We start from the raw sequence: 24,075 nt of genomic DNA on the forward strand, positions 1-24,075 counted from the left end.
TGAATAATTTGACCCATTATCGGTGTCTGAATCTGTGTCTTAACATTGTTGTAGAGGATGGCTGTGGAGTTTTCGACGCGATTAGATCTATTGGATCAATGGGGCATGCTTTTGAAACTGAAATTCAAAAAACACCTGTCTTTCTTAGGCCTGGTAGGGCTTTGTTGCGCGCAGTTGGCCATTGCCAATCCGGCGCCAAATCCCAAAGCCAATCCGGCAGATCCAGACAAGGTTCTGAAAATTGCATTCCCAAGCACCGAAACTGGATTTGATCCCGTTCGTGTCAATGATCTGTATTCCAACACCATTACCGCAGCCATTTTCCAGCCCCTGGTGACATACGACTGGATGGCCATGCCGACGCGCATTGTTCCGCACGCTGCAGAAGCCATGCCAGAGGTTTCTGCTGATGGCAGAACTTACACCTTCAAAGTCAAGAAGGGCTTGTTTTTTACGCCCCATGAAGCCTTCAAGGGCCAACGCCGTGAGTTGATCGCGCAAGATTTTGTCTACACCTTGTTAAGGCACGCAGACCCTAAAAACAGAAGTCCCCAAGTCTCAGATTTCGATGACAAAATTTTCGGCTTTGCGGATGCCCGCAAAAAAGCTGTTGCCAGCGGCAAATTTGATTATGACCAACGACATCCTGGCATTTATGTCATTGATCGTTACACCTTGGCCATTCAACTGAACCAACCCGATCGCAATTTTCTTTCCCTCTTGACCAATCCCTTTGCCGGCGGCATGGCGCGAGAAGTGGTGGAGAAATATGGATTTGAAGAGTTGATGGCCAATCCGGTGGGCACGGGCCCTTACATCCTCGAAAAATGGGTGCGTGGTTCCAAGATCATTCTCAAAGCCAACCCAGAGTACCCTGGCTTTGTTTGGGATTTTGAACCGCCTGCTAACAACCCTGTAGAGCTGCGCATTGCCAGTCAAATGCAAGGTCGCAAAATGCCTCAAGTGGGTCGCGTTGAGGTGAGCATCATTGAAGAGCCGCAATCGATGTGGTTGGCCTTCAGTGGTAAAGAAATTGACGTGGTGGCGGTGCCGCCTTCCTTCATCGAAAAAGCTTTAACGCCCAAAAATGATTTGCAGCAAACATGGGTAGCGCAAGGCGTCAACATGTACAGAAGTGTTGAGCCCGACATTCGCTACCAATTCTTCAACATGAAAGACCCTGTCATTGGGGGTTACACACCCGAGAAGATTGCGCTGCGACGTGCCATTATCATGGGCTTTGATGTGGATGAAGAAATTCGGGTAATTCGCAAAGGTCAAGCAGTGAAAGCGCAGCAAATGGTGTCGCCCGTGATTGCGGGTCACGACCCCAATTACAAAAGCTTGGTGAAATTCAGCCCTCTGTCTGCCAATGCACTTCTTGACGAGTTTGGCTACAAGAAAGACGCCAAAGGCTACCGCAGCATGCCCGATGGCAAGCCCTTGGTCTTCACCATTTATTCCTCGACTTCTTCCATTGACCGTGAGCGCGATGAACTTTGGAAAAAATCCATGGACCGCATTGGCATTCGACTCAAAGTCAAAAAAGACAAGTTTCCAGAAATGCTGAAGCAGGGTAAGCAGTGTGCCATTCCATCCTGGGCATTGGGCTGGACGCGTTCATCTGAAGCTGAGTTTGTGATGAAGTTGCTGTATTCCAAAACCATTGGGCAAAACAATTACGCATGCTTTGAAAATGCCGAGTACGACGCTAATTTTGAAAAACTCAAACGTTTGCCAGATGGCCCTGAACGAACCAAAGTTCTGCACAACTTGTACCGTTTGATGGAAGTCAATGGTGTGTTGGGACTCAGTTCAACGGGCATTGCCACACGCCTCAGTCATCAGCGGGTGGAGGGCTACCGCAAACACCCCTTGATCTTGGGTGATTGGATTTACTATGACATTCAAAAACCTTAAGAGGGATTGAGCATGAGTGCCTACATCCTTCGCCGTTTATGGCAAATGATTCCCACTTTGGCGGGTGTTATTTTGCTGGTTTTTTTCTTGTTCAATTGGATCGGTGGTGACCCGGCCTACGTGTTGGCTGGTTTGTTTTCCAATCAAGAGCAAATAGACAGCATTCGCGCAGAATTGGGCTTGGACCAACCCTTGCACATTCAGTTGTGGATCTTCGTTCAACAAGTGGCCACATTCAATTTTGGCAACAGTTGGACCACTGGGGAATCGGTGGCCGATATTTTTGCCACACGACTGCCCGCGTCACTGACGTTGATGGCGCCTTTGCTGGTCATTGAAACACTGATCGCTTTGGTGCTGGCAGTAGGATTGGCCTGGGTCCGTGGATCTTCAATCGATCGTGGCACCATGGTCGTTTTCACGGCGTTGATGTCGGTCAGTATTTTGGTCTTTATCATTCTGGGCCAATATGTGTTGGCTTATCGATTGGGTTGGTTTCCAGTTCAAGGTTGGAGTGACAACTACTGGAAGAACATCACAACCTATGCGCCACTTCCCATTCTGTTGGGCTTGTTGGTCAGCATTGCGCCCAATACGCGTTTGTTCAGAAGCTTTGTGCTCGACGAAGTTGACCAAGATTACGTTCGCACTGCGCGCGCCAAAGGCTTGTCTGAGCCTCGGGTGATGTTCATCCATGTGCTGCGCAACGCGCTGATCCCTGTGATCACGTTTGTCATTTCAAACTTGCCAGGTTTGTTGCTGGGAGCGTTTTTGTTAGAGCGCTTCTTTGGCATTCCTGGTGTGGGACGTGAAATCATTTTGGCGGTCGAACGCAGCGACTTTCCGGTCATCAAGGCCGTCACGATTTATGTGGCCATTGCCACCATGGTCTTCAACTTGATCGGCGACGTTCTCTATCGCATCACGGACCCACGCGTTCAGCTTCGCTGATGCATCATTGAATTTCATTTTTGTATGCAAACATCTATTTCAAACGCGGTTGCTGTACCGCAGATCGCCGCCAGTGAAGGTGCTTGGGCCTTAGCTTGGCGCCGTTTCAAGTCAGACAAAGTAGGGGTCTGGAGTGGCATCACCGTTGTCCTCAGTTTGCTGCTGGTCTTGTCGACCTTGTTGGGCTCTGTTGCACACGATTGGGAAAAAGAGGTGGCCGTCAGTCATGCACCACCTTCTTGGGCGCTGGGCGACATTCAATCAGCAAACAACGCCAAATCAATGCCAGAAGTTGTGCTGTATGAACCTACACCCACTGACATCGTCGATCCTATTGCCGCCCAATGGGAGTCCGCTCAAAAAGCCGTGAAGCCCAGTGGTGACAAAGTCAATGCATTGGCCACCAGCTTGCCAATGGGGTCTGACAAATGGGGCAGGGATGTGCTGTCGAAAACCATCAAAGGCGCTGAAACCAGTATTTTGGTGGGATTGGCCGCAGCGCTCATGGCAACCGTCTTGGGTTCTGTGTTGGGTGCGGTATCGGGATGGTACGGCGGCATCGTGGATGATTTGAGTAATTGGCTGTACAACGTATTTCACTCCATTCCAGGCATCTTGTTGATCTTGGCAATTGCCGCTGTCCTCAATACCAAAGGCACCATGGCTGTGGTCATCATTTTAGGGACTACGGGTTGGACTGGTACATATCGACTGATGCGTGGGGAATATCTGAAGCATCGAAACCGTGATTATGTGAGGGCGGCAGACGCCATTGGCGCATCCAACAACCGCCGCATGTTTGTGCACATTTTGCCCAATGTCAGTCACGTGATCTTGGTCCAATTTTCGTTGCTGACTGTTTCATGCATCAAAGCCGAAGTCATTTTGTCGTTCTTAGGTTTTGGCGTACCAGTGGATGGTGTGTCATGGGGCACCATGTTGACGGAAGCCCAAAATGACTTGCTGGTTGGCATTTGGTGGCAATTGCTGGCAGCAACATTGGCCATGTCGATTTTTGTGACTGCCTTGTCACTGCTGACAGACTCACTGCGGGATGCACTCGATCCCAAAGTGATTCATTGAGACGATATTGAGAGACTATTTCAAGCATGGCTACACGTCGCACACCCCCACCCATTGCCAACATCTCCGACAATTTGTTGGAGGTTAAAAATCTCACAGTTGATTTCATCAGTGCATCCAAAGCACCGGTCAGAGCTGTCGAAGAAGTTTCTTTCGTCATTCCACGTGAACGCACTGTGGCCTTGGTCGGTGAATCTGGAAGTGGCAAGTCTGTCAGCGCCTTGGCCATCATGGGGCTCTTGCCAAGTCAAAATGCCAAGGTGGCGATTCACTCCAAAATTGACTACGACGGACGCTCCTTGTTGAATCTCAGCCGCCCCGAGTGGCAGTTGATTCGCGGTTCTCGAATCGCCATGATTTTCCAAGATCCCATGACGTCGCTCAACCCTGTTTACACCGTGGGTTATCAGCTGGCTGAAATGCTCCGAATTCACAAGCGCATCAGCGGCAAAGAAGCCTTAAGCCGTGCGCGCGACTTGCTGGAGGAGGTGGGTATTCCAGAACCGCAGAAACGCATCCATACGTATCCGCATGAATTGTCAGGTGGACAGCAGCAGCGCGTCATGATTGCCATGGCCTTGGCTTGTGAGCCAGAGTTGTTGATTGCAGACGAACCCACCACAGCGCTGGATGTCACTGTGCAGCGTCAAATCATGATGCTGTTGGCTGAACTGCGCGAGCGACGCCGAATGGCCATGTTGTTCATTACCCATGACCTTGGCTTGGTCAGTGAAGTGGCCGATCATGCGGTGGTGATGCGCAAAGGAACGGTTCGTGAGGCCGGTCCTGTTAAAACCATTTTCAGTGCGCCTCAAGACCCCTACACCAAGGCCTTGCTCAGTTGCAGACCCAGTGCAGAACGACAAGGCAAACGTTTGTTAACCATTGATGATTGGATGTCGGCCCAACCCACCTCTCATCTACCTCAAAACAATTCAGACAATCCTGAAATTGTGACCATCACAGCCTCTGCAGCGGCTGCTCCCATGAGTGCCTCTGAGCATGCTTTGCTTGAAGTTCAAAATTTACGCAAAGTATTCAAACGTTCTGGCAATTGGTTCAAGAGTGATGATTTTGTCGCCGTTGAAGATGTCAGCTTCAAACTACAGCGCGGTCAAACGGTTGGTTTGGTGGGGGAGTCGGGCTCTGGCAAAACAACGGTGGGGCTGTGTTTGTTGCGCTTGCATGAAGCCACGGCAGGCAAGGTGCTATTTGATGGTCAGAACTTGCTAGAGATGTCGAATCAGGCGTTTGCCAAATACAAGCGTCGTCTTCAAATTGTTTTTCAGAATCCTTATGCATCTTTAAACCCAAGGTTTACCGTGGGTGAAATTTTGAGCGAGCCCATGCAGTTGCACGGCATTGGCGCTGGTTCTGCCGATTGGGAAAAGCAATCTTTGGCGCTGCTAGACAAAGTTGGCATGCCTGCGTCAGCGCTGAAGCGCTATCCCTTTGAGTTCTCAGGTGGCCAGCGTCAGCGGATTGCCATTGCGCGTTCGCTCAGCTTGTCACCAGAGGTGGTCATCTTGGATGAGGCTGTATCGGCATTGGATGTTTCTGTCCAAGCGCAGGTTTTGAATCTCTTGAAGGACTTGCAAAAAGACCTTGGGCTCAGCTATTTGTTCATATCGCACGATTTGGAAGTGGTGCGTTACATGTCTGACACTTTGTTGGTGATGAACAAGGGTCAAGTGGTGGAGCAAGGTGATGCGCTAAGCATTTATGCCAAGCCGCAGCACAGTTACACACAAACCCTGCTGGCTGCCGTTCCCAAAGTTCAGCATGCGATGGCTGTTTAAGCACTCTTAGCGTCTGGCAAGGCCTTAAGGCTTTTCAAATAAGGCCTTGAATAGGCGATCAGTGCCACCAGAAGCGTGCCTGCGCCTGCTGCGCCGAGTGAGCTTCGCATGCCCCAGTGCTCGGCCATCCAGCCTCCCAAAATGGCGCCAGGACCTGCTGGTAGCAAAATCAACCAACGCATGGTGGTGGTCATGCGGCCTAAGAGTTCTGTTGGCGTAAATGATTGCCGAAGCGATAAGAAATTCACAAAGAGCAAGGTGGCGCCCCAACTGAAACAAAGAAGCATCCAAGAGAACAAAAACAAACTTGGCAAGTAACTTTCTAGGGCCAACAAGCTGATCCATCCAAACGATGTGATGGCGATTCCCAAGATGAGCGCGGGTCCAGGACCAAAGCGCGATGACAATTTGGGCCCCGCCATGCCGCCCAACACAGAACCAATGCCCAATGCGACAAAACTCATTGAGACCAAGGTTTCGTCTAAGCCTAAGTCTTTGACAGCAAAAATAATTTGAACTGACAAAGCCAATTGCGCAAAAAATTGCCAAGCACCCACTGTGGCTGCCATTTCGATGAGCATTTTTTGTGATTTGACAAAGTTCACACCTTTCATCAATTCATCTTTGAATGATCGGTCTTTCCAGGTGGACCGAGGTGGAACTACTTCGTGAATTCGGATGCCACGCAACATCACCACCGAACCTATCAAAAGTAAAGCATCCATGACCAACGCCAAGGGCGCACCAAACACGCGTATCAACAAACCTGCCATGCCAGGGCCCAGTACTTCTGCCATAGAGCCAGCAATGGCGTTTTGTGAATAGGCTTCAACCAGTTTTTCACGTCCGACAAGTTGGGTCAGAACAATTTGAGAGGCCGATCCGGCGATGGTGTAAACAGTGCCCAGTGCAAAGCTGACCGCATACATCAAGGGCATGTTAAGCATGTCCAGCGCCCACGCCAGTGGAATGAGAAGCAAGGTACAGCCCATGAAAATTTCACCGGCAATGTACAGGGGAAGTTTTTGCATGCGATCAATGAGCACGCCACCTGGCAGTGAGAGCAACACAAAGGGGGCAATTTCCATGGCCGTGAGCAGGCCCATTTGGGTGGGGCTGGCGTCTAACAGGAACACCGCTGTGAGGGGCAAAGCCAACATGGTGATTTGACCTCCCAAATTGCTGAACAAAATGGAGAGCCACATCCGTCGGTAGCCGGGAATTTGAAAGAGGGGACTGCGAAAGATGTTCAAAAGGAAAAACCCCGCTAAAACAAGGTTCTAGCGGGGTTTGAATTTGGCGGAGCAGGCGGGATTCGAACCCGCGGTGGGCTATGAACCCACACACGCTTTCCAGGCGTGCGACTTAAACCACTCATCCACCGCTCCGAAGCCCGCAAGTATAGCAGTTTAGAGGCACATTCTTGACCCAAACCGCTTCTGATGGCCCGTTTATTCATTACACTTCGCCCCTGTTGTCCAATTTTTGACCCAAGGCAGGTCCCCTATGAAATTTCGTTTTCCGATCGTCATCATCGATGAAGACTACCGCTCTGAGAACACCTCAGGTTTGGGTATCCGTGCCTTGGCTCAGGCCATTGAAACCGAGGGCTTTGAAGTCTTGGGTGTGACCAGTTATGGTGACTTGTCACAGTTTGCGCAGCAGCAATCACGTGCCAGTGCCTTCATTTTGTCGATTGACGATGAAGAGTTCACACCAGGCCCAGACCTTGACCCTGCCGTTTTGAGTTTGCGCGCTTTCATTGAAGAAGTGCGTCGCAAGAATGCAGATGTGCCCATCTATATTTATGGTGAAACCAAAACCTCACGCCACATTCCCAATGACATCTTGCGTGAATTGCATGGTTTCATTCACATGTTTGAAGACACGCCTGAGTTTGTGTCGCGTCACATCATCCGTGAAGCCAAAAGTTATTTGGAAGGTGTTCAACCGCCTTTCTTCAAAGCCCTGCTCGACTATGCAGAAGACGGCTCGTACTCATGGCACTGTCCAGGCCATTCAGGTGGCGTCGCCTTTTTGAAGAGTCCTGTAGGCCAGATGTACCACCAGTTTTATGGTGAAAACATGTTGCGTGCTGACGTCTGTAATGCTGTTGAAGAATTGGGCCAGTTGTTGGACCACAACGGCGCGATTGGCGAGAGCGAACGCAATGCGGCGCGCATCTTCAACGCCGACCACTGTTTCTTTGTGACCAATGGCACCAGCACGTCCAACAAGATGGTTTGGCACCATACCGTGGCACCTGGCGATGTGGTGGTGGTTGACCGCAACTGTCACAAATCAATTTTGCACGCCATCATCATGACTGGCGCGATTCCTGTTTTCCTTAAACCCACTCGCAACCATTACGGCATCATTGGTCCTATCCCTCAAAGTGAATTTGAAGTGAGCAACATCCAAGCCAAGATCAAGGCCAACCCCTTGCTCAAAGGCATTGATGCTAAAAAGGTCCAGCCACGCGTCATGACGCTGACGCAGTCGACCTATGACGGTGTGCTGTACAACACCGAGACCATCAAGGGCATGCTGGATGGCTATGTTGAAAACCTCCACTTTGACGAAGCTTGGTTGCCTCATGCAGCGTTCCATCCGTTTTATGGCACCTACCACGCCATGGGCAAGAAGCGCGCACGTCCCAAGAATTCTGTGGTCTATGCCACGCAATCCATTCACAAACTGTTGGCGGGTATCAGCCAAGCCAGCCATGTGTTGATTCAGGATTCTCAAAATACAAAGTTGGACAGGCACCTGTTCAATGAAGCCTATTTGATGCACACCAGCACCAGCCCTCAGTACAGCATCATTGCCAGCTGCGACGTTGCTGCGGCCATGATGGAGCCTCCTGGCGGTACAGCTTTGGTGGAAGAGAGCATCGCCGAAGCTTTGGACTTCCGTCGTGCCATGCGCAAAGTGGATGACGAGTACGGCAAAGACTGGTGGTTCAAAGTGTGGGGCCCCGAGAACTTGGTCGATGAGGGCATTGGACGCGCTGAGGACTGGATCATTCGCAGCGATTCACGCAAAAAGGGCAGCAAGTGGCATGGCTTTGGTCAGATGGCCGATGGCTTCAACATGCTGGACCCTATCAAGGCCACCATCGTGACCCCTGGTTTGAATTTGGATGGCAAGTTTGACAAGGCGGGCATACCGGCTTCCGTGTTGACCAAATTCTTGACAGAGCATGGCGTGGTGGTTGAGAAGACCGGCCTTTACAGCTTCTTCATCATGTTCACCATTGGCATCACCAAAGGTCGCTGGAATTCTTTGCTGACAGCCTTGCAGCAATTCAAAGATGACTACGATCGCAACCAGCCCATGTGGCGCATCATGCCGGAGTTCTGCCAGAAGCAGCCCAAATATGAGCGCATGGGCTTGCGTGATTTGTGCCAGCACATTCACGCGCTGTACGCCAAATACGACATCGCACGCTTGACCACGGAAATGTATTTGTCCGACCTCACGCCTGCCATGACGCCAGCAGATGCCTATGCGCAAATTGCCCGTCGTAAAACAGAGCGCGTGGCCATCGATGAATTGGAAGGCCGCATCACCGTGGGATTGGTGACACCTTATCCTCCAGGCATTCCATTGTTGGTGCCCGGTGAGGTCTTCAACAAGAAGATCGTGGATTATTTGAAGTTCTCTCGTGAGTTCAATCTACAGTGTCCTGGCTTTGAAACCGACATTCATGGTTTGGTGGAAGAGAAGGGCGAAGACGGTGTAAAGCGTTACTACGCTGATTGCGTTCGCGTCGATTGATCACTGCTGTCCTTGAATGAACTTCAAATCACGAACCCACTTATTTCTTGCTTTGATCGTGCTGCTGTCTTTGGGTGGCGGTACTTGGTATTGGCAGCATCAAAGGGCCAAAGCAGCGCCAGTCAAAGATGTCCTGGTGAAAGTATTCCAAGCCTCTGAGGTGACGCAAGCCCAATTGCAGGCGCTGTCTGGACGGATTGAAATGTCGGGGGTGTTGATTGCCTCTGAAACAGCCACATTGCGCAGTAAAACGGCAGGGACTTTGCTCCGTTTGAATGTTGCCGAAGGTCAAACGGTTCAAAAAGGCCAAATTCTGGCTGAAGTAGATGTACGTGACTTAAGTTCAAGAACTGAGGAGCGTGAAGCAGCACTGAGTTCGGCTCAACGGGCCTACCAGTTGAGCTTGTCGCAGCACAAAGCCAATCAAGATTTGTCACGACAAGGCTTTATTTCAGAAACGGCTTTGGCTTCTTCGCAGGCTAATTTGGCCGCTAATTTAGCGCAGTTGAAAGCAGCCGAGTCGGCCGCCATGGCACATTCAAAACAAGTTGCTGATGCTGCGATCACGGCACCTTTTGCCGGGGTTGTGGCACGTCGGTTGGTTAACGCAGGTGAAAAAATTTCGCAAGAACAAGAAGTGCTTCAATTGCTGAACCCAGCCCGCTTGGAGTTCAAGGCCATGGTTGACGCAGCTGCAAGTCAATTTCTCAAACCTGGCTTGAAGATGCCCGTTCAATTTGAAGGCGTCAGTCAGGCCGTTATGCTTCGTTTGGATCGCATGGGTCCTGGTAACGATGCAGGATCCCGCGCACTTCCTGTGTATCTCACGCTAGAGCAGGCAAGTTTGCCACCCATGCTTCGCCCGGGTTTGATGGGCATGGCGCAATACGCCTATGCATTAAGCAAAGAGGGTTTGACCTTGCCGATCACTGCCGTCCAAGAAGAAGGTGGCAAGAGCATCGTTTGGGTCATTCAAGAGGGCGTGCTCAAACGTCAGACCGTCACGACTGGTATGAAGGATTCACAAGGTCAGCGCATATACATCTTGGATGGCCTGAAAACCACTGACGCTGTGTTGGCGCTTCGATTTGAGGGCCTGAAAGAGGGCACCAAGGTTGAGGTCAAGCGCTGATGTGGGTTACGCGTGTATCGATTGCAAGGCCTGTCTTTGCGGTCATGGTGATGATTGCCTTGTGTGTCCTAGGCATCTTTTCTTATGTCAAGTTGGGGGTAGAACAACTGCCTGATTTGAACTTGCCGATTGCCTATGTCGATGTGCTTTACCCAGGTGCGTCGCCGCAATCGGTGGAGGAAGAAATCACTAAAAAAATTGAAGAAGCACTCAATGGCATTGCCGGTGTGAAACGCATCACATCACGCTCTTTCGAAGGTCGCAGCCAAACCAGTGTCGAATTCAATTTGAATGCCAACATGGCCCGTGGCATGCAAGATGTGCGGGACAAAATAGCAGCTGTGCAGGCCGCATTTCCAAAAGATGCCAAAACCCCCTTGGTTTTGCGCGTTAACAATGAGGCCTCAGAGCCTGTGGCGGTGATTGGGGTTTTGTCGCAATCCAAGACGCATCGCGATGTGTCGATGTTGGCGGAATTGCAAGTGGTTCGACGTTTGCAACGAATTGATGGCATTGCCTTCATCAAAATTTCTGGCAATGCCACGCGAGAAATTCGCATCGACTTGAACCAACAAAAATTGCGTGCCAATGCTGTTCTTCCCATAGACATCAGCAATGCCCTCAAAGCTCAAAATCAAGATGCACCCATTGGCTTGATATCCAATGACGTTCAGGATGGCATTTTGCGAATGGAAGGTCGGTCCAAAAATTATTTGGACTTGAACGCTACCGTGGTTCAGCAACGAAGCGGATTGCCTGTGACTGTGGCAGATCTTGGCAATCTTTACCTGCGTGAAAAAGAACTTGAATCCTTGGCGCGTATCAACGGTCAGCGTGCCATCAGCATTGAAGTGTTTAAACAGCAAGACGCCAACATTGTGAGCACAGGCGAGGGCATCAAAGAGGCCTTGGCTGAACTCAAGAATCAAATTCCCGCAGATGTTGAAATTCGCACAATCAGCTTGAACAGCGATTGGGTCAAGGTTTCATTGGTGGGCGTCCAAAGAACGCTGATTGAAGGCGCTTTGTTGACGGTGGCCATTGTGTTGCTTTTCTTGAAGTCTTGGCGAAGCACGGTGATCACAGGATTGACCCTGCCCATTTCGGTCATTTCCAGTTTCATCGCCGTTCAGGCTTTTGGATTCACACTCAACTTCATGACCATGATGGCTTTGTCACTGTGCATCGGCTTGCTGGTGGACGATGCCATTGTGGTGCGTGAAAACATTGTGCGGCATTTGGCCATGGGCAAATCGCATGTCCAAGCGGCTCTGGAAGGCACTCAAGAAATTGGCTTGGCCGTTTTGGCGACGACCTTTGCGATTTGTGCTGTATTTGTGCCGATGGCTTTCATGGATGGCATCACAGGTCGCTTGTTTTTCCCATTCGGAATCACGGTGGTTGTCGCAGTGATCATCTCTTTGTTGGTCAGTTTTACCTTGGATCCGATGTTGTCCAGTGTTTGGCCAGAGCCCGCCAATGCCAATTTGGACCGGGTGCCCGTGCTCGGCTATTTGATTGCGAGGGTCGATCGTTTCATGGCAGGATGCCACGCATCTTACGAGTCTTTGGTTCACTGGATTTTTGACACTCGCAAGTTTGAACTCGTTCCAGGGTTGAGGCTGTCGCATCGTGCGTTGGTGCTTTGGGGTGCGGTATTGAGCTTGGTGATTGCATTTTTACTGACCAAAGTGGTTGGAACAGAATTCATTCCACAGACAGACCGTGGACTGATTCAAATCACCATGCGCTTGCCGGTGGGGTCTAGCTTGCCACGCAGTAGCGAAAAGTTGGCCCAAGTTGAGGCGGCCATTCGATCTGTGCCTGAAGTTGAAACGGTGGTGACCGTGATTGGTGGCAGTGATGCTGGATTTTTGGTGGGTCGAAATCAGGCGGCCGTCAACATTGTCTTAAAACCCAAACATGAACGGCAACGCACGCAAAAGCAAATTGAAGAAGTTCTTCGGAAGTTGACGCAGCCCATCTCAGGCATTGAAGTGGCCATTGGCTTGGACAGGCCGATCTACATTGCGGTGTTGGGCAACGATGCCGAACGTTTGGCGCAATTCAGCAAAGACTTTTCTGAAAAGATCAAAAGCATTCCAGGCATTGTGGACGTGGACCTTTCCGTCAAGCCTGGACTGACAGCCTACAGCGTCAAACTGGATGCATTGGCCATTCGTGAACTGGGCTTGAACGCTTCGCAAGTGGCGCAGACGCTGAGAGCCTATGTCAATGGTGAAGTTGCCACAAACTGGCTGGCAGGTGATGGTGAGCAGGTTCAGGTGGTCTTACGTTTGCCTGAACTCGATCGTCAGCATTTGGTGCAAATGCACAAATTGCCCGTTGCGTATACCAAAGAAGGCCAAGCCATTGAATTGGCCAGAGTGGCGCGCATTGAACCCACAGCCAACCCAGAAGTGATCAGGCGCCAAAACTTGATGCGCCGCGAAGCCATTTTTGCAAGTGTTGAAGGCCGTCCAGCTGGTGATGTAGGCGCTGATGTTCAAGCCATGATGAAAGCCACTACACCGCCGGAAGGCATTTACTTTGATTTGCAAGGATCGACCAAAGATCAGCAAGATGCATTCTCGGCCATCTTGAGTGCCATGTTGATGGCCGTGCTTTTCATTTACATTGTGTTGGCCAGTCAATTCAACAGTTTCAAACAGCCGATTGCCATCATGGCATCGCTGCCTTTGGCCTTGATGGGCGTGATGCTTTCTTTGTGGCTCACTCAAACAACATTGAACTTGTTCTCCATGATTGGCATGGTGATGCTGATGGGCTTGGTGACCAAAAACGCCATTTTGTTGATCGACTTTGCCAATGAATCGCGCAGGCGTGGCCTTTCAGTGAAAGATGCATTGCTTGAAGCTGGACAGGTTCGCATGCGACCCATCATGATGACCACCTTTGCAATGATATTTGGCATGCTGCCCTTGGCCTTGGCGCTGAACGAAGGCGGTGAATTACAAGCAGGCATGGGACGCGCCATCATTGGTGGTGTATTGACGTCTACTTTTTTAACCTTGGTGGTGGTGCCCGTGATTTACTCTTACCTTGTCAAAGACGATGCGACTTAATATTCAATTTGACCAGGCAAAAAAAACCGCTCCGAGGAGCGGTTTTTAGCAGCAACTTACAAGTTAATTAAATTTATAGTTGGCTGACAAGTACACGAATCGTGCACGGGGATCATACATAGAGATGTCATAGCCTGATGCGAATTGATTCGATGCAGGCACATAAATTGGAGGGTTCTTGTCAAGCAAGTTCTTCACACCCAAAGTCAGTTTGAGGTTTTTTACACCGCTGTAAGAAACTTGAGCGTTATAGGTTGTTTGATTTGGAACATAGTTAGGTTCTCCGTCCAACATTCTGTCACCAGTCCTGTAACCAGTATAAAAGTTTTGACCGAGGGTATAGCGCCATGGGCCTGTTTCGTACGAAACTGTGAGCAAATGTTTCCACTTAACAATGACGCCACCGCTATCAGCGCCAATGACAGGATCGCCATTGGACTCAACCATGGTTCCAACTTTTCTTGAAATTGTTCCACTTGGTGACGTTTCGTCAGCTTTGTTCATGTATGTGCCATACATTGAAAGCCCAAGAGTCCCTGATTCCAAATTCATCTTATAAGCAGCATTCAAATCAATGCCTGAATATGATGCGGATCCAATGTTTGCAAAAACACTCTTAACTTGATCAACCATTCCAGTTGATGGGTTCAGGGTTACTAACCCCGCGTAAGCTGCGTCACCAGATCGGAAGCGAGAAACAGTTTCTTGTGCGGATGCACTGGTAATTTTTCCATCGATCTCAATGTTCCAAGCATCAATACCAATTGTTAGATTCTTAACAGGCGTTAGTACCAAACCAATTGATTTTTGCTTAGATTTTTCTGGTTGAAGATTCGGGTTGCCACCACTGACTTCTTGAACCTGTTGATTCGGCATGTTTGGGAATTTTGGATCCGTAAACTGTGCCGATGTTCCAGTAGTCTGCGGAGTCCACAAACTGGTAAGTGATGGAGCTCTGAAACCAGTGCCCATTGACGCGCGAACGACGGCAATGTTGCTTGCTTTCCAGCGTGCATTTGCTTTGTATGTATCTGCACCACCAAAGTCGCTGTAGTTATCGTGGCGCGCAGACGTATTCAATTCCAGTGTTTTGCTAACAGGAATTGAGAGTTCGCCAAATGCAGCAGTGTTGGATCGATCTTTGGTCAAAGCCAGTTGGGCACCACCCAATCCAGCAATATCGCCTGAAGCGAGTGCTGAGTCAGGATTGCGTTCAAGTTCGTATTTTTGATACTGAACGCCTGCTGCATACATGGCTTCACCGCCTGGTGCATTAAATGCTGGTCCCGTTATCTTTGCATCTCCACCAACTGTTTTGGTGTTGATGCCAATGGTCGAACCTGTATATTTTGCAGCTTGGACTGCTTGCTTAAAAGCGTCGGTTTGTGCAGAAGCTGGAGCCCAAGGATTCCAGTCATTACGCGAATTGACGATTTGAGCAAACTTGACTTGTGAAAAATAGCCATCAGCTACGCCAGAGTCAACTTTGGAAGTCATTGAATAGACGGCACTTTCCCATGCATGCCCATTCAGATCACCTCTAGCACCGGCAACAAATCGAGAATCATTCAAATTGTTGGTATTTGTTCGTGGCCCAAAGTCGAATACGCGAGATGTAATCGCCAACGATTGACCAACCAGTGAGCCGAATCCTTGTTTGGTTAAGTAATCTGCTGCTATTTTGTAATTGGGATTGGATGGGCTGATCAATAGCGCCGGATCAATTTTTTGAGCCGCAAATAGGCTATCAGTTGTCAGGAAAGAATATCTGACAGGGCTCGGTTGATAGCGAGAAGTCAAATCAGTTTGCGAAATGATTGCGTCACCGAACAACTGAACAGAATTATTTAACTTGTATTTCCCGGAGAAAGAAACGCTGAGTGCTTCACGTTCTGGGACCAATCTCACATCCTTTGCACTGTCGTAGAGACAATAGGGCGCTTTACCTCCGGAAAGGCTTGGATATAAGAACATGGAAATGTCCGCACAGTTACCACTTGCTGCCAAGGGGTTTCCGTACCAAGTAGAACCTTTAAAAGTCGATGCTTTTCCAACGCCAGGAATCCAGCCGCCTTCGATGTTGCCTTGTCCAGTTGCGGCGCCTACTAGGTAGGGAAATACATTTCCAGTTTTTGCAAAATCACGGTCTCCAGCATAAAGCTCTTTTTCAGTCTCAGCTGAGAAAGAACCCGTAATGTTAAAGCCGTCAGTAGCGTAATTTCCCTTGCCAACCGTCACGCCAAATGTTTTCCTTTGACCACCACCAGGTCGAGTTGGGGTGCCAACGTTCGCAGAAACTTCCACGCCTTGGAAATTGTTAGTCATGATGAAATTGACAACACCTGCAATCGCATCCGACCCATAGGTGCTTGATGCGCCGTCTTGAAGAATTTCAATTCTTTCGATAGCTGCCAAAGGTATCAGGTTCAGGTTGCCATTTGCTGGGCGTCCATTTACCAAAACAAGTGTGTATTGGTCTCCAATTCCCCTGAGTGAAATTGTTGCTTGACCATAATTAGAAACACCGCCAGCGCCATCAAGTGAGCTATGCGTACCTCCCATTGATTGGGCAATAGGCATAAACTTCATCAACTCCTCGGTGTTGCTCACACCAAAAGACTTGATTTCTTCTTTGGTGACAACTTGAATTGGCAAAGCTTCGTCTGAAACAATTCGACGGATAGCTGATCCAGTAACGAATACTTCTTCTACCTTTTGCTGAGCAACTGCATTTAAGCTTGAAAATCCAATCAATGCAATGACGCCAAGGTGTATCGGACTGACTTTAAAATTTGGCATTTTTAATCCTTTTGTAACTAAATGAATATGAGAATGAAGTGAAAAATGGTCTTTTCGGAACAACCAGACACTCGTGTACGGCTGAGAAAAGACCAAAAGTTACATTTCAGTTACTCATCCTCTAAATATCTGACAAATTTGTGAAAATTGCTATTCTGATTTTTGGTAATGTTAAAAAAAAACAACGCCCTAGGACGTTGTTTTTGGGAGGGGATGCGACTAGAAAATTAAGCTTCGCCGATACCACCCACAACATGGCTGAAACCACCATCGACATACACAATTTCGGCAGAGATGCCTGCTGACAAAGGACTCATCAGAAATGCGGCTGTATTGCCAACATCCTCAATGGTGACGTTGCGGCGAATGGGGGATGCGGCTGCAACAGCACTCAGAATTTTGCCGAAGTCTTTGATGCCACTGGCGGCCAAAGTTTTGATGGGTCCGGCACTGATGCCGTTGACGCGAATTTTCTTGGGTCCCAAAGAGTCTGCCAAGTAGCGCACAGAGGCTTCCAAGGATGCCTTGGCCAAACCCATGGTGTTGTAGTTTGGTACCACTTTGAGGGCGCCCAAATAGGTCAAGGTGAGCAAAGCAGCGTTTTCGCGCAAGTATGGGAGGGCTGCCTTGGCCATGGCTGGAAATGAATACGCACTGATGTCGTGCGCAATTTTGAAGCCTTCACGGCTGAGGCCTTCAATGAAATCGCCGGCGATGGCTTCCCTGGGGGCGTAGCCGATGCTGTGAACAAAACCGTCAAATTGTGGCCAGTGTTGCGACAAATCTTTGAACAATTTGTCAATTTGCGCATCGTCTCCCACATCGCAGTCAAAGATCAGCTTGGAGCCAAAGTCAGCCGCAAATTCTGTGATGCGGTCCTTGAATCTCTCGCCCACATAGCTGAAAGCCAATTCAGCACCCTGTTCATGACAAGCTTTGGCGATGCCGTAAGCGATAGAACGGTTGGAGAGAACGCCTGTGATCAGGATTTTTTTGCCAGCAAGGAAGCTCATGGTGTGAAAGGAAAGTTATCTAATTCGACATTTTGACATGCTGGCCTGTCCTAGACGATGACGCTCTTTGTTGGTTGCTTGCAACATTTCTAACTTTTTGAATTGATTCAATGAATCAATATTATTTTTAAAGTAATTATCAAGTATTCGTTGTCTGTATATTTTGAATTCTATAGAAAACGAAGGTTTGTCGTCATCAAGACCCTACTCGTGTAATTCCCAAGTTAACAAAAGTAACTTTTCGACTAAAAACATCAAATCTATTATTTTTTGATTTGAAAGGTCGCTTGATGTTTAAGCCATCCAAAATTAGCCTGGCTGTTATGGTTCTCATGACTGCTGGTGTTTCGCCCATGGCATTCGCCCAGCAATCGGGTCTTGCGGAAGTCACCATCACTGGCTCGAACTTGAAGCGTGCTGATAAAGAGGGAACATCTCCCATTCAAACAATCTCTGCCCAAGAGATTCAGCAATCGGGTGCCACCAGTGTTTTGCAATTGTTGAAGGCAGTCCCTTCAATGGGCGTGGGTGGTTACAACGACACACCGGATCAAAATGGTTTCTCACGTGGCGTGGCCACCGCATCTCTGCGTGCTTTGGGTTCTACCTCTACATTGATTTTGCTGAATGGCCGTCGCATGACGCCCTCCGCGTATGCCAATCCCAACAATGGTCAATCGACCTTGTATGACTTGAACAGCATCCCAGTCTCTGCCATCGAGCGCATTGAGATTTTCAAGGACGGTGCTTCAGCCGTTTATGGCTCTGATGCCATGGCGGGTGTGATCAACTTCATCACCAAAACCGGTTTTGTGGGTGGCGAAATTTCAACCAGCATTGGTGCCAATGACAACCAAGAATTTGGTCGTCGTAATGTCAATGGCACTGTAGGCATGGGCAATTACAAAGCAGATGGCAAAAGCCTGATGTTGTCATTCGATTTGTCTTCTCAAAACAAGACAACGGTGCGTGATGGCTCATTTGACATCCGTGCCTCTGAATACGCAGCAATGAACAACCGTTTGATCCCGTATTACAGCTACGCAACAGATCAGCCTTTTTTCTTCAAAGAGCGTGCACTCAATTCCAAATCGTTCTTCACGACTGGAAATGCGACTTCGCCCAACATCTTGAACAAACTGAACTGTGATCCATCCAAGCAATTGGTGGGCAGTGCCGCATACGGTATTGCTTCGTCCAGTTTCTTGTTTGGCCGAACATTCTGTAACTACGATGGCGATGCATTTACCGATGTGCAAACCGAGGGCGAAGATTTCAGCTTGCTAGGAATCGGCAAGTTCAGAATCAATGAAAATTTGTCTGCATTCAGTGAATTTGCTTTCAATGACACACGTCGCACATATCGCGCTCCTGCACGAACCATTAGCGGTACATCGCCAACCACCAACTTCTTAGTTGGTGGTATTGCAGAGCCTTTCCAAGCGATTTTACCAATTGGCCATCCAGACAATCCTTTCACAGATGCACGTTCAGCCGTCGTTTATCGATTTGAAAATCTTAAAACAGGTAACGACTTACTGAATCAAAACGTCCGCTTATTGGGCGGCTTGAAGGGCGTTCAAGGTGCATGGGATTGGGAGAGCGCAGTACTCTGGAACCAATCTCGCCGTGAAGAAACAGCCTACGGCTTCTTGTACTTGCCAACATTGCGCAAGCTGATCACTGACAAGCGCTCGTTAGCATCTTTGGCGGCAGATCCCACCATCACCAAAGATTTGACCAATGTCGGCATTGCTGAAATTGCTCAATGGGATGCAAAAGCTACGACTGAGCTTGGCCAGTTGGCGGGTGGCAAAATTGGTTTGGCTGTTGGCGTTGAAGCTCGCCAAGAGCGGCTTTCCATCGATCCAGATCCCGCCAATGCTCGCGGGGATATTTTGGGGCTTTCTACAACTGCCATTCAAAGTAAACGCGATGTCGTCTCTTCCTTCTTCGAAGTGCGTACGCCGTTCTCAAAAACCTTTGAAATGGACTTTGCCGGTCGTTTTGACAAATATCCAAGTTTCAAAACAAATTTTGTGCCTAAAGTTGGCGCCAAGTGGATTGCCAATGAGGGCTTAGCCTTCCGGGGTACTTACTCAGAAGGCTTCCGTGCGCCCGCCCTGTCTCAGGTAGCTTCTGGTGGTGCACAATTCTTCTTGAATGGTACAGTTGATCCTATTCGTTGTCCTGATGGCGTAACACCCGTTGCTGGTGCAGAACAAGCTGATTGTTCCAAGAGCGTCTCTGGTGTGGGCGGTTCCAACCCAGATCTGAAACCAGAGAAATCAAAAGGCTTCTCATTGGGCATGATCTATTCGCCTACAAAAGACATCGATGTATTGATCGATACCTACAAGGTTCGTCAAGAGAACGAAGTGGCCTTGGGCAGCGCAACCTACCTGCTTGAGCACCCCGATCGTTTCCCCGCAGACGCCATCACACGCGACACCAATCCGTTGAACCAATTGAAGGATGCCAATGGCAATCCTATTCCTGGTACAGGTCCTTTGATTGCTGTCAAAACACCTTGGGTTAACCAAGGTGCCACAGAGATCACGGGTATTGACCTGGAATTGAAGTCACGCAACAACTTGGGTGAGTATGGTCGTTTGACTTCATCATTCAAAATGACGCACTTGATGTCTTACATGCGTGCCGAAGCGCCTGGCGACTTCATGCGCAATGCCGTAGGCACTGCTGGTGGTTTGAATGACTGGGCAACTTCTGTTGGCGCCATTCCACGCAATCGTTTCACTTTGTCGACAGCTTTAGAGCAAGGCTCACACATCTTCTTGGCCGCCATGAAAATGACCACGTCTATTTCCATGATGCGTCGTTATGACGGTGCCACTGAGTACCCTGTTGCTTATTGCCACTATGGTTCAGGTCAGCCCAAAACAGCGACATCTTTGGGTGGCGTTGCTTTGTACAACACCTACTACCCTGACTGCAAAGTGCCTTCATGGAAAACCTTTGACGTGGGGTACATGTACAACGGCATCAAAAACCTGCAATTGGGCTTGAACATTTCCAACGTGTTTGACAAGCCAGCGCCTTACTATCCTGGCTCCAACACCAGCACCACGGTGCAACAGGGGTATTCTTCTAGTTTGTACAACAACACAGGTCGCTACTCGCGCTTGACTGCCAAGTACATCTTTAACTAAGTTGTCTTGATATCCACTAAAAACGCCTCGATTTCGAGGCGTTTTTCTTTAGAGGGCGCTGGCGAAAAGTTCATGTCGCTTGAGATAAAGTACGCCATCTTTCAAAAACAATCATCATGTTCAGTTCAATTCATCGACTTCAGCGTTTTGCTGCCATCTGCGGGCTTGCCTTTGTGCTCCAGTCTTGTGGTGGCGTCTCCAATGAACCTGTGCCCAAAGCACTGTTGGCTGAGAATGTCCTCTTCAGCTCTTATCAAGAATCACCTAAGTATTTGGATTCAACGTCCTCGTACAGCAACAATGAAACGCCTTGGACTTATGCGGTGTATGAACCGCCACTCAAGTACCACTACTTGAAGCGCCCCTATGAGTTGGTGCCTCGCACCTTGACCGACATGCCCAGTGTCAAGTTTGTGGGCAAAGATGGTCGTGAAGTGCCTCTTCAAACACCAGCTGATCAAATTGCTGAAAGTGTCTTTGAGCTGAAAATTGAGCCCGGAATTCAATACCAACCGCACCCTGCATTTGCAAAGACGCCTGATGGCAAGCATCGGTACTTGTCATTGAAAGAATCCGATTTAGAGGGCAAGCGCCGTCCCTACGATTTTGAGCACATGGGCACGCGAGAATTGCTGGCTGAAGACTATGCCTACGCCATCAAACGTTTGGCTACACCTCGCATCAAGTCACCTTCGTTTGGTTTCTTGTCAGAAAAGATTGTGGGCTTGGCAGATTATGGCAAAGAGATCAAAGCTTTCAATGAAAAACTCAAAGAGGGTAAGTCAGCGCGAGAGGTGGGACCTTTCGGTCATTTGCCTTGGCTAGATTTCAGAGAACACAAACTGACTGGCGTTGAAGTGCTTGATGCGCACACCTTGAAAATTCGAGTGGTGGGCAAATACCCGCAATTCAAATATTGGTTGGCCATGACCTTTTTTGCGCCCATTCCATGGGAAGTCGATGCGTTTTATGCACAAGCGGGAATGTCTCGTCGCAACTTGAACCCAGACACCTGGCCCGTGGGTACGGGCCCTTACATGCTGACCGAATACATTCCCAATTCGCGCATGGAACTGGTGCGCAACCCCAACTACCGAGGCGTTCCCTATCCCTGTGAAGGCGAAGAGGGGGACAAAGAAAAGGGCTTGTTGAAAGACTGTGGTCTTAAAACCCCCTTCGTGGACAAGGTGGTCTCGGTGATCGAAAAGGAAGCCACTTCGGTTGCGACCAAATTCATCCAAGGTTATTACGACATTCCTCAATTAGAACGTGGTGAGCCTGGCATTGGTTATCAAGTGTCGATTCAAGATGGTACAGGTCGCGCCAAAGAATTGTTGGAGCGCAAAATTCAATTGCCCAGCACCATTCAAGTCGGTTTTTGGCATTTTGGTTTCAATTGGCTCGACCCCGTCGTGGGACTCGGCAAAACGCCAGAGGACCGTGTTCGCAATAAGAAGTTACGCCAAGCATTGGCCATTGCTTTTGACTTTGAAGAGTACGTGTCCATTTTTGAAGATGACCGTGCGCAGGTCAATCACAGTGTTGTGGTGCCAGGCTTGTTTGGCAACAACTTGTCAAAACCCAATCCTGTGGTTTACGACATTGCGGCCGATGGCAAATACAAACGCAAATCCATTGAGGTTGCCAAAAAGCTGCTAGCTGAAGCAGGCTATCCAGAGGGCCGCGACTCTAAAACAGGGCAGCCTTTGGTTTTGAATTACGACACGCAGGGTGTGGGTCCAGGTTACAAAGCTCGTTTGGATTGGGTGGCCAAGCAATTTGCCAAGTTGAACATCCAAATAGAAATTCGCAACACAGACTACAACCGTTTTCAAGACAAGATGCGCAAAGGTTCCGCGCAATTTTTCTTCTGGGGTTGGCTGGCCGATTACCCAGATCCTGAGAACTTCTTGTTCTTGTTGTACGGCCCTAATTCGAAGGCCAAATTTGATGGTGAAAACTCTAGCAATTTTGCGCATCCTGAATTCGATCAACTCTTTGATCGCATGAAGGACCTGGACGACACGCCCGAGCGCGCTGCCCTAATTGGTCGAATGATTGAGATCATGCAGGACGAAATGCCCATGTTGTACGGTTGGTCAGAAGAGTTTGGTGGGGCTTATCACCAGTGGGTAGGTAACGGCAAGCCTTCCAACATCATCCGTGACAGCTTGCCCTATTTGCGCATTGACCCCCAACTGAGAACCAGCAAAATCAAAGAATGGAACCAAGCCATTTGGTGGCCTTTGGCCATCCTGCCCTTGCTGCTATTGGCCGTTGCATGGCCTGCATGGAAAGCCTGGCGTCGGCGACAGTCACAGCGAGCCGTTCAAGGTTCTGCCACCTCAACAAGGAGCATGTGATGTTCAGATTTTTAACCCGAAAATTGGCCTACGGTTTTGCCATTCTCATTGGCATCAACTTGCTAACCTTTGTCTTGTTTTTCAAAGTAAATACGCCGGATGACATGGCACGCATGCAGCTCGGTGGCAAACGCGTCACGCCCGATGCCATTGAAAAATGGAAAGCTGAACGCGGCTACGACCGACCTCTGTTTTTCAATGAAAAAGAGCAGGGCGTGGCTCAAGTGACCAACACCTTATTTTTGGACAGTTCACTGCGCATGTTTGCTTTTGACTTTGGTCGTGCAGACAGCGGACGCGACATTGCTTCTGAAATTGTCCGACGTGCGGGTCCTTCCATCGCTTTGGCTTTACCAACATTTGTGGTGGGTTTGGGCATTTCGATTGTGCTGGCCCTCGGCTTGGCTTTTTTCCGGGCCACCTATTTGGATTTTTGGGGCACCGTTTTGTGCGTGGTGTTCATGTCCATCTCCTCCTTGTTTTTCATTGTGATGGGACAGTTCATGTTCTCTAGGGTTTTTCAATTGATGCCTGTTTCTGGCTTTGCGCCTGGCATGGATGCTTGGCGGTTTTTGGTGCTGCCCATTGCCGTTGGAATCTTGGCGCGCTTGGGGGGCGAGGTGCGATTCAATCGCACCTTGTTCATGGAGGAAATTGGCAAGGACTATGTGCGTACAGCACGTTCTAAAGGCTTGTCTGAAGCGCGTGTGTTGTTGGTGCACGTGCTTCGCAATGCCTTGATTCCCATTTTGAGTGCCTCTGTAGCGGTCATTCCGCTTCTGTTCATGGGCAGTCTCATCACGGAGTCATTTTTTGCCATTCCTGGCCTAGGCAGTTATTTGATTGAAGCCATTGCGGGCCAAGACTTTGCCATCGTGCGAGCCATGGTTTTCATAGGCTCCTTTTTGTACATCGTTGGTTTGATATTGACCGACATCAGCTATACCTTGGCTGATCCTCGCATTCGTTTGCAATAAGC

The 24,075-nt window shown here is 49.2% G+C and carries 13 protein-coding genes and 1 tRNA gene; 10 read left to right on the top strand and 4 right to left on the bottom strand.

Annotated elements, in window-relative coordinates:
* The first annotated feature begins 105 nt into the window (after nucleotides 1–105).
* From L103DPR2_RS08670 to L103DPR2_RS08685, 4 genes are read left to right on the top strand one after another with little or no spacing between them, the layout of a single operon-like run.
* Complete coding sequence (locus L103DPR2_RS08670; RefSeq protein WP_197274858.1) at nucleotides 106–1,920, top strand: ABC transporter substrate-binding protein; 1,815 nt, start codon at nucleotides 106–108, stop codon at nucleotides 1,918–1,920.
* A gap of 12 nt (nucleotides 1,921–1,932) precedes the next feature.
* The gene (locus L103DPR2_RS08675; RefSeq protein ID WP_055360727.1) at nucleotides 1,933–2,871 is read left to right on the top strand and encodes an ABC transporter permease; all 939 of its coding nucleotides are present in this window, start codon (nucleotides 1,933–1,935) and stop codon (nucleotides 2,869–2,871) included.
* A gap of 24 nt (nucleotides 2,872–2,895) precedes the next feature.
* Nucleotides 2,896–3,954: an ABC transporter permease gene (locus L103DPR2_RS08680; protein ID WP_055360728.1), complete on the top strand. Its 1,059-nt coding sequence runs from the start codon at nucleotides 2,896–2,898 to the stop codon at nucleotides 3,952–3,954.
* 26 nt (nucleotides 3,955–3,980) lie between these two features.
* The gene (locus tag L103DPR2_RS08685) at nucleotides 3,981–5,753 is read left to right on the top strand and encodes an ABC transporter ATP-binding protein (protein ID WP_055360729.1); all 1,773 of its coding nucleotides are present in this window, start codon (nucleotides 3,981–3,983) and stop codon (nucleotides 5,751–5,753) included.
* Here the strand turns inward: L103DPR2_RS08685 and L103DPR2_RS08690 are convergent.
* Nucleotides 5,750–7,006 carry an MFS transporter gene (locus tag L103DPR2_RS08690; RefSeq protein WP_257719789.1) on the bottom strand — a complete coding sequence of 419 codons (1,257 nt, stop codon included), beginning with the start codon at nucleotides 7,004–7,006 and terminating at the stop codon, nucleotides 5,750–5,752. The two genes, L103DPR2_RS08685 and L103DPR2_RS08690, sit on opposite strands and share 4 nt — an antisense overlap.
* Nucleotides 7,007–7,050: 44 nt before the next feature.
* A tRNA-Ser gene (locus L103DPR2_RS08695) sits at nucleotides 7,051–7,141 on the bottom strand.
* A gap of 118 nt (nucleotides 7,142–7,259) precedes the next feature.
* On the opposite strand from L103DPR2_RS08695, the gene L103DPR2_RS08700 reads away from it, so the two are divergent.
* Genes L103DPR2_RS08700 through L103DPR2_RS08710 form a run of 3 tightly spaced genes read left to right on the top strand, consistent with a single transcriptional unit; the run spans nucleotide 7,260 to nucleotide 13,751 of the window.
* Nucleotides 7,260–9,533, top strand: a complete 2,274-nt coding sequence (locus tag L103DPR2_RS08700; RefSeq protein ID WP_055360731.1) for an arginine/lysine/ornithine decarboxylase — start codon at nucleotides 7,260–7,262, stop codon at nucleotides 9,531–9,533.
* Between the two features lie 16 nt (nucleotides 9,534–9,549).
* Entirely contained in the window at nucleotides 9,550–10,665 is a 1,116-nt protein-coding gene (locus tag L103DPR2_RS08705) for an efflux RND transporter periplasmic adaptor subunit (RefSeq protein WP_055360732.1), read from the top strand.
* A complete protein-coding gene (locus L103DPR2_RS08710; protein ID WP_055360733.1) occupies nucleotides 10,665–13,751 on the top strand; it encodes an efflux RND transporter permease subunit in 3,087 nt (1,028 codons plus the stop codon). The genes L103DPR2_RS08705 and L103DPR2_RS08710 overlap by 1 nt, the downstream gene beginning before the upstream one ends.
* Before the next feature lie 63 nt (nucleotides 13,752–13,814).
* Here the strand turns inward: L103DPR2_RS08710 and L103DPR2_RS08715 are convergent, their stop codons facing one another.
* Together L103DPR2_RS08715 and fabI are read right to left on the bottom strand one after the other, a co-directional pair.
* Nucleotides 13,815–16,550, bottom strand: a complete 2,736-nt coding sequence (locus L103DPR2_RS08715) for a TonB-dependent receptor (RefSeq protein WP_055360734.1) — start codon at nucleotides 16,548–16,550, stop codon at nucleotides 13,815–13,817.
* Nucleotides 16,551–16,777: 227 nt separating this feature from the next.
* Nucleotides 16,778–17,563 (bottom strand): enoyl-ACP reductase FabI, encoded by a 786-nt coding sequence (fabI, locus tag L103DPR2_RS08720; protein WP_055360735.1) that lies wholly within the window; start codon nucleotides 17,561–17,563, stop codon nucleotides 16,778–16,780.
* A 332-nt stretch (nucleotides 17,564–17,895) separates the two neighbouring features.
* Between fabI and L103DPR2_RS08725 the strand changes: the two genes are divergently transcribed.
* The 3 genes from L103DPR2_RS08725 (at nucleotide 17,896) to L103DPR2_RS08735 (ending at nucleotide 24,073) form a co-directional block, all read left to right on the top strand.
* Complete coding sequence (locus L103DPR2_RS08725; protein WP_197274859.1) at nucleotides 17,896–20,733, top strand: TonB-dependent receptor plug domain-containing protein; 2,838 nt, start codon at nucleotides 17,896–17,898, stop codon at nucleotides 20,731–20,733.
* Nucleotides 20,734–20,849: 116 nt separating this feature from the next.
* Complete coding sequence (locus tag L103DPR2_RS08730) at nucleotides 20,850–23,096, top strand: ABC transporter substrate-binding protein (RefSeq protein WP_055360737.1); 2,247 nt, start codon at nucleotides 20,850–20,852, stop codon at nucleotides 23,094–23,096.
* The gene (locus L103DPR2_RS08735) at nucleotides 23,096–24,073 is read left to right on the top strand and encodes an ABC transporter permease (RefSeq protein ID WP_055360738.1); all 978 of its coding nucleotides are present in this window, start codon (nucleotides 23,096–23,098) and stop codon (nucleotides 24,071–24,073) included. Before L103DPR2_RS08730 ends, L103DPR2_RS08735 begins: the two co-directional genes overlap by 1 nt.
* Nucleotides 24,074–24,075: the final 2 nt, after the last annotated feature.

Origin of the sequence: Limnohabitans sp. 103DPR2 (assembly GCF_001412575.1) — a bacterium.
In the GTDB taxonomy this organism is placed as follows: Bacteria; Pseudomonadota; Gammaproteobacteria; order Burkholderiales; family Burkholderiaceae_C; genus Limnohabitans_A.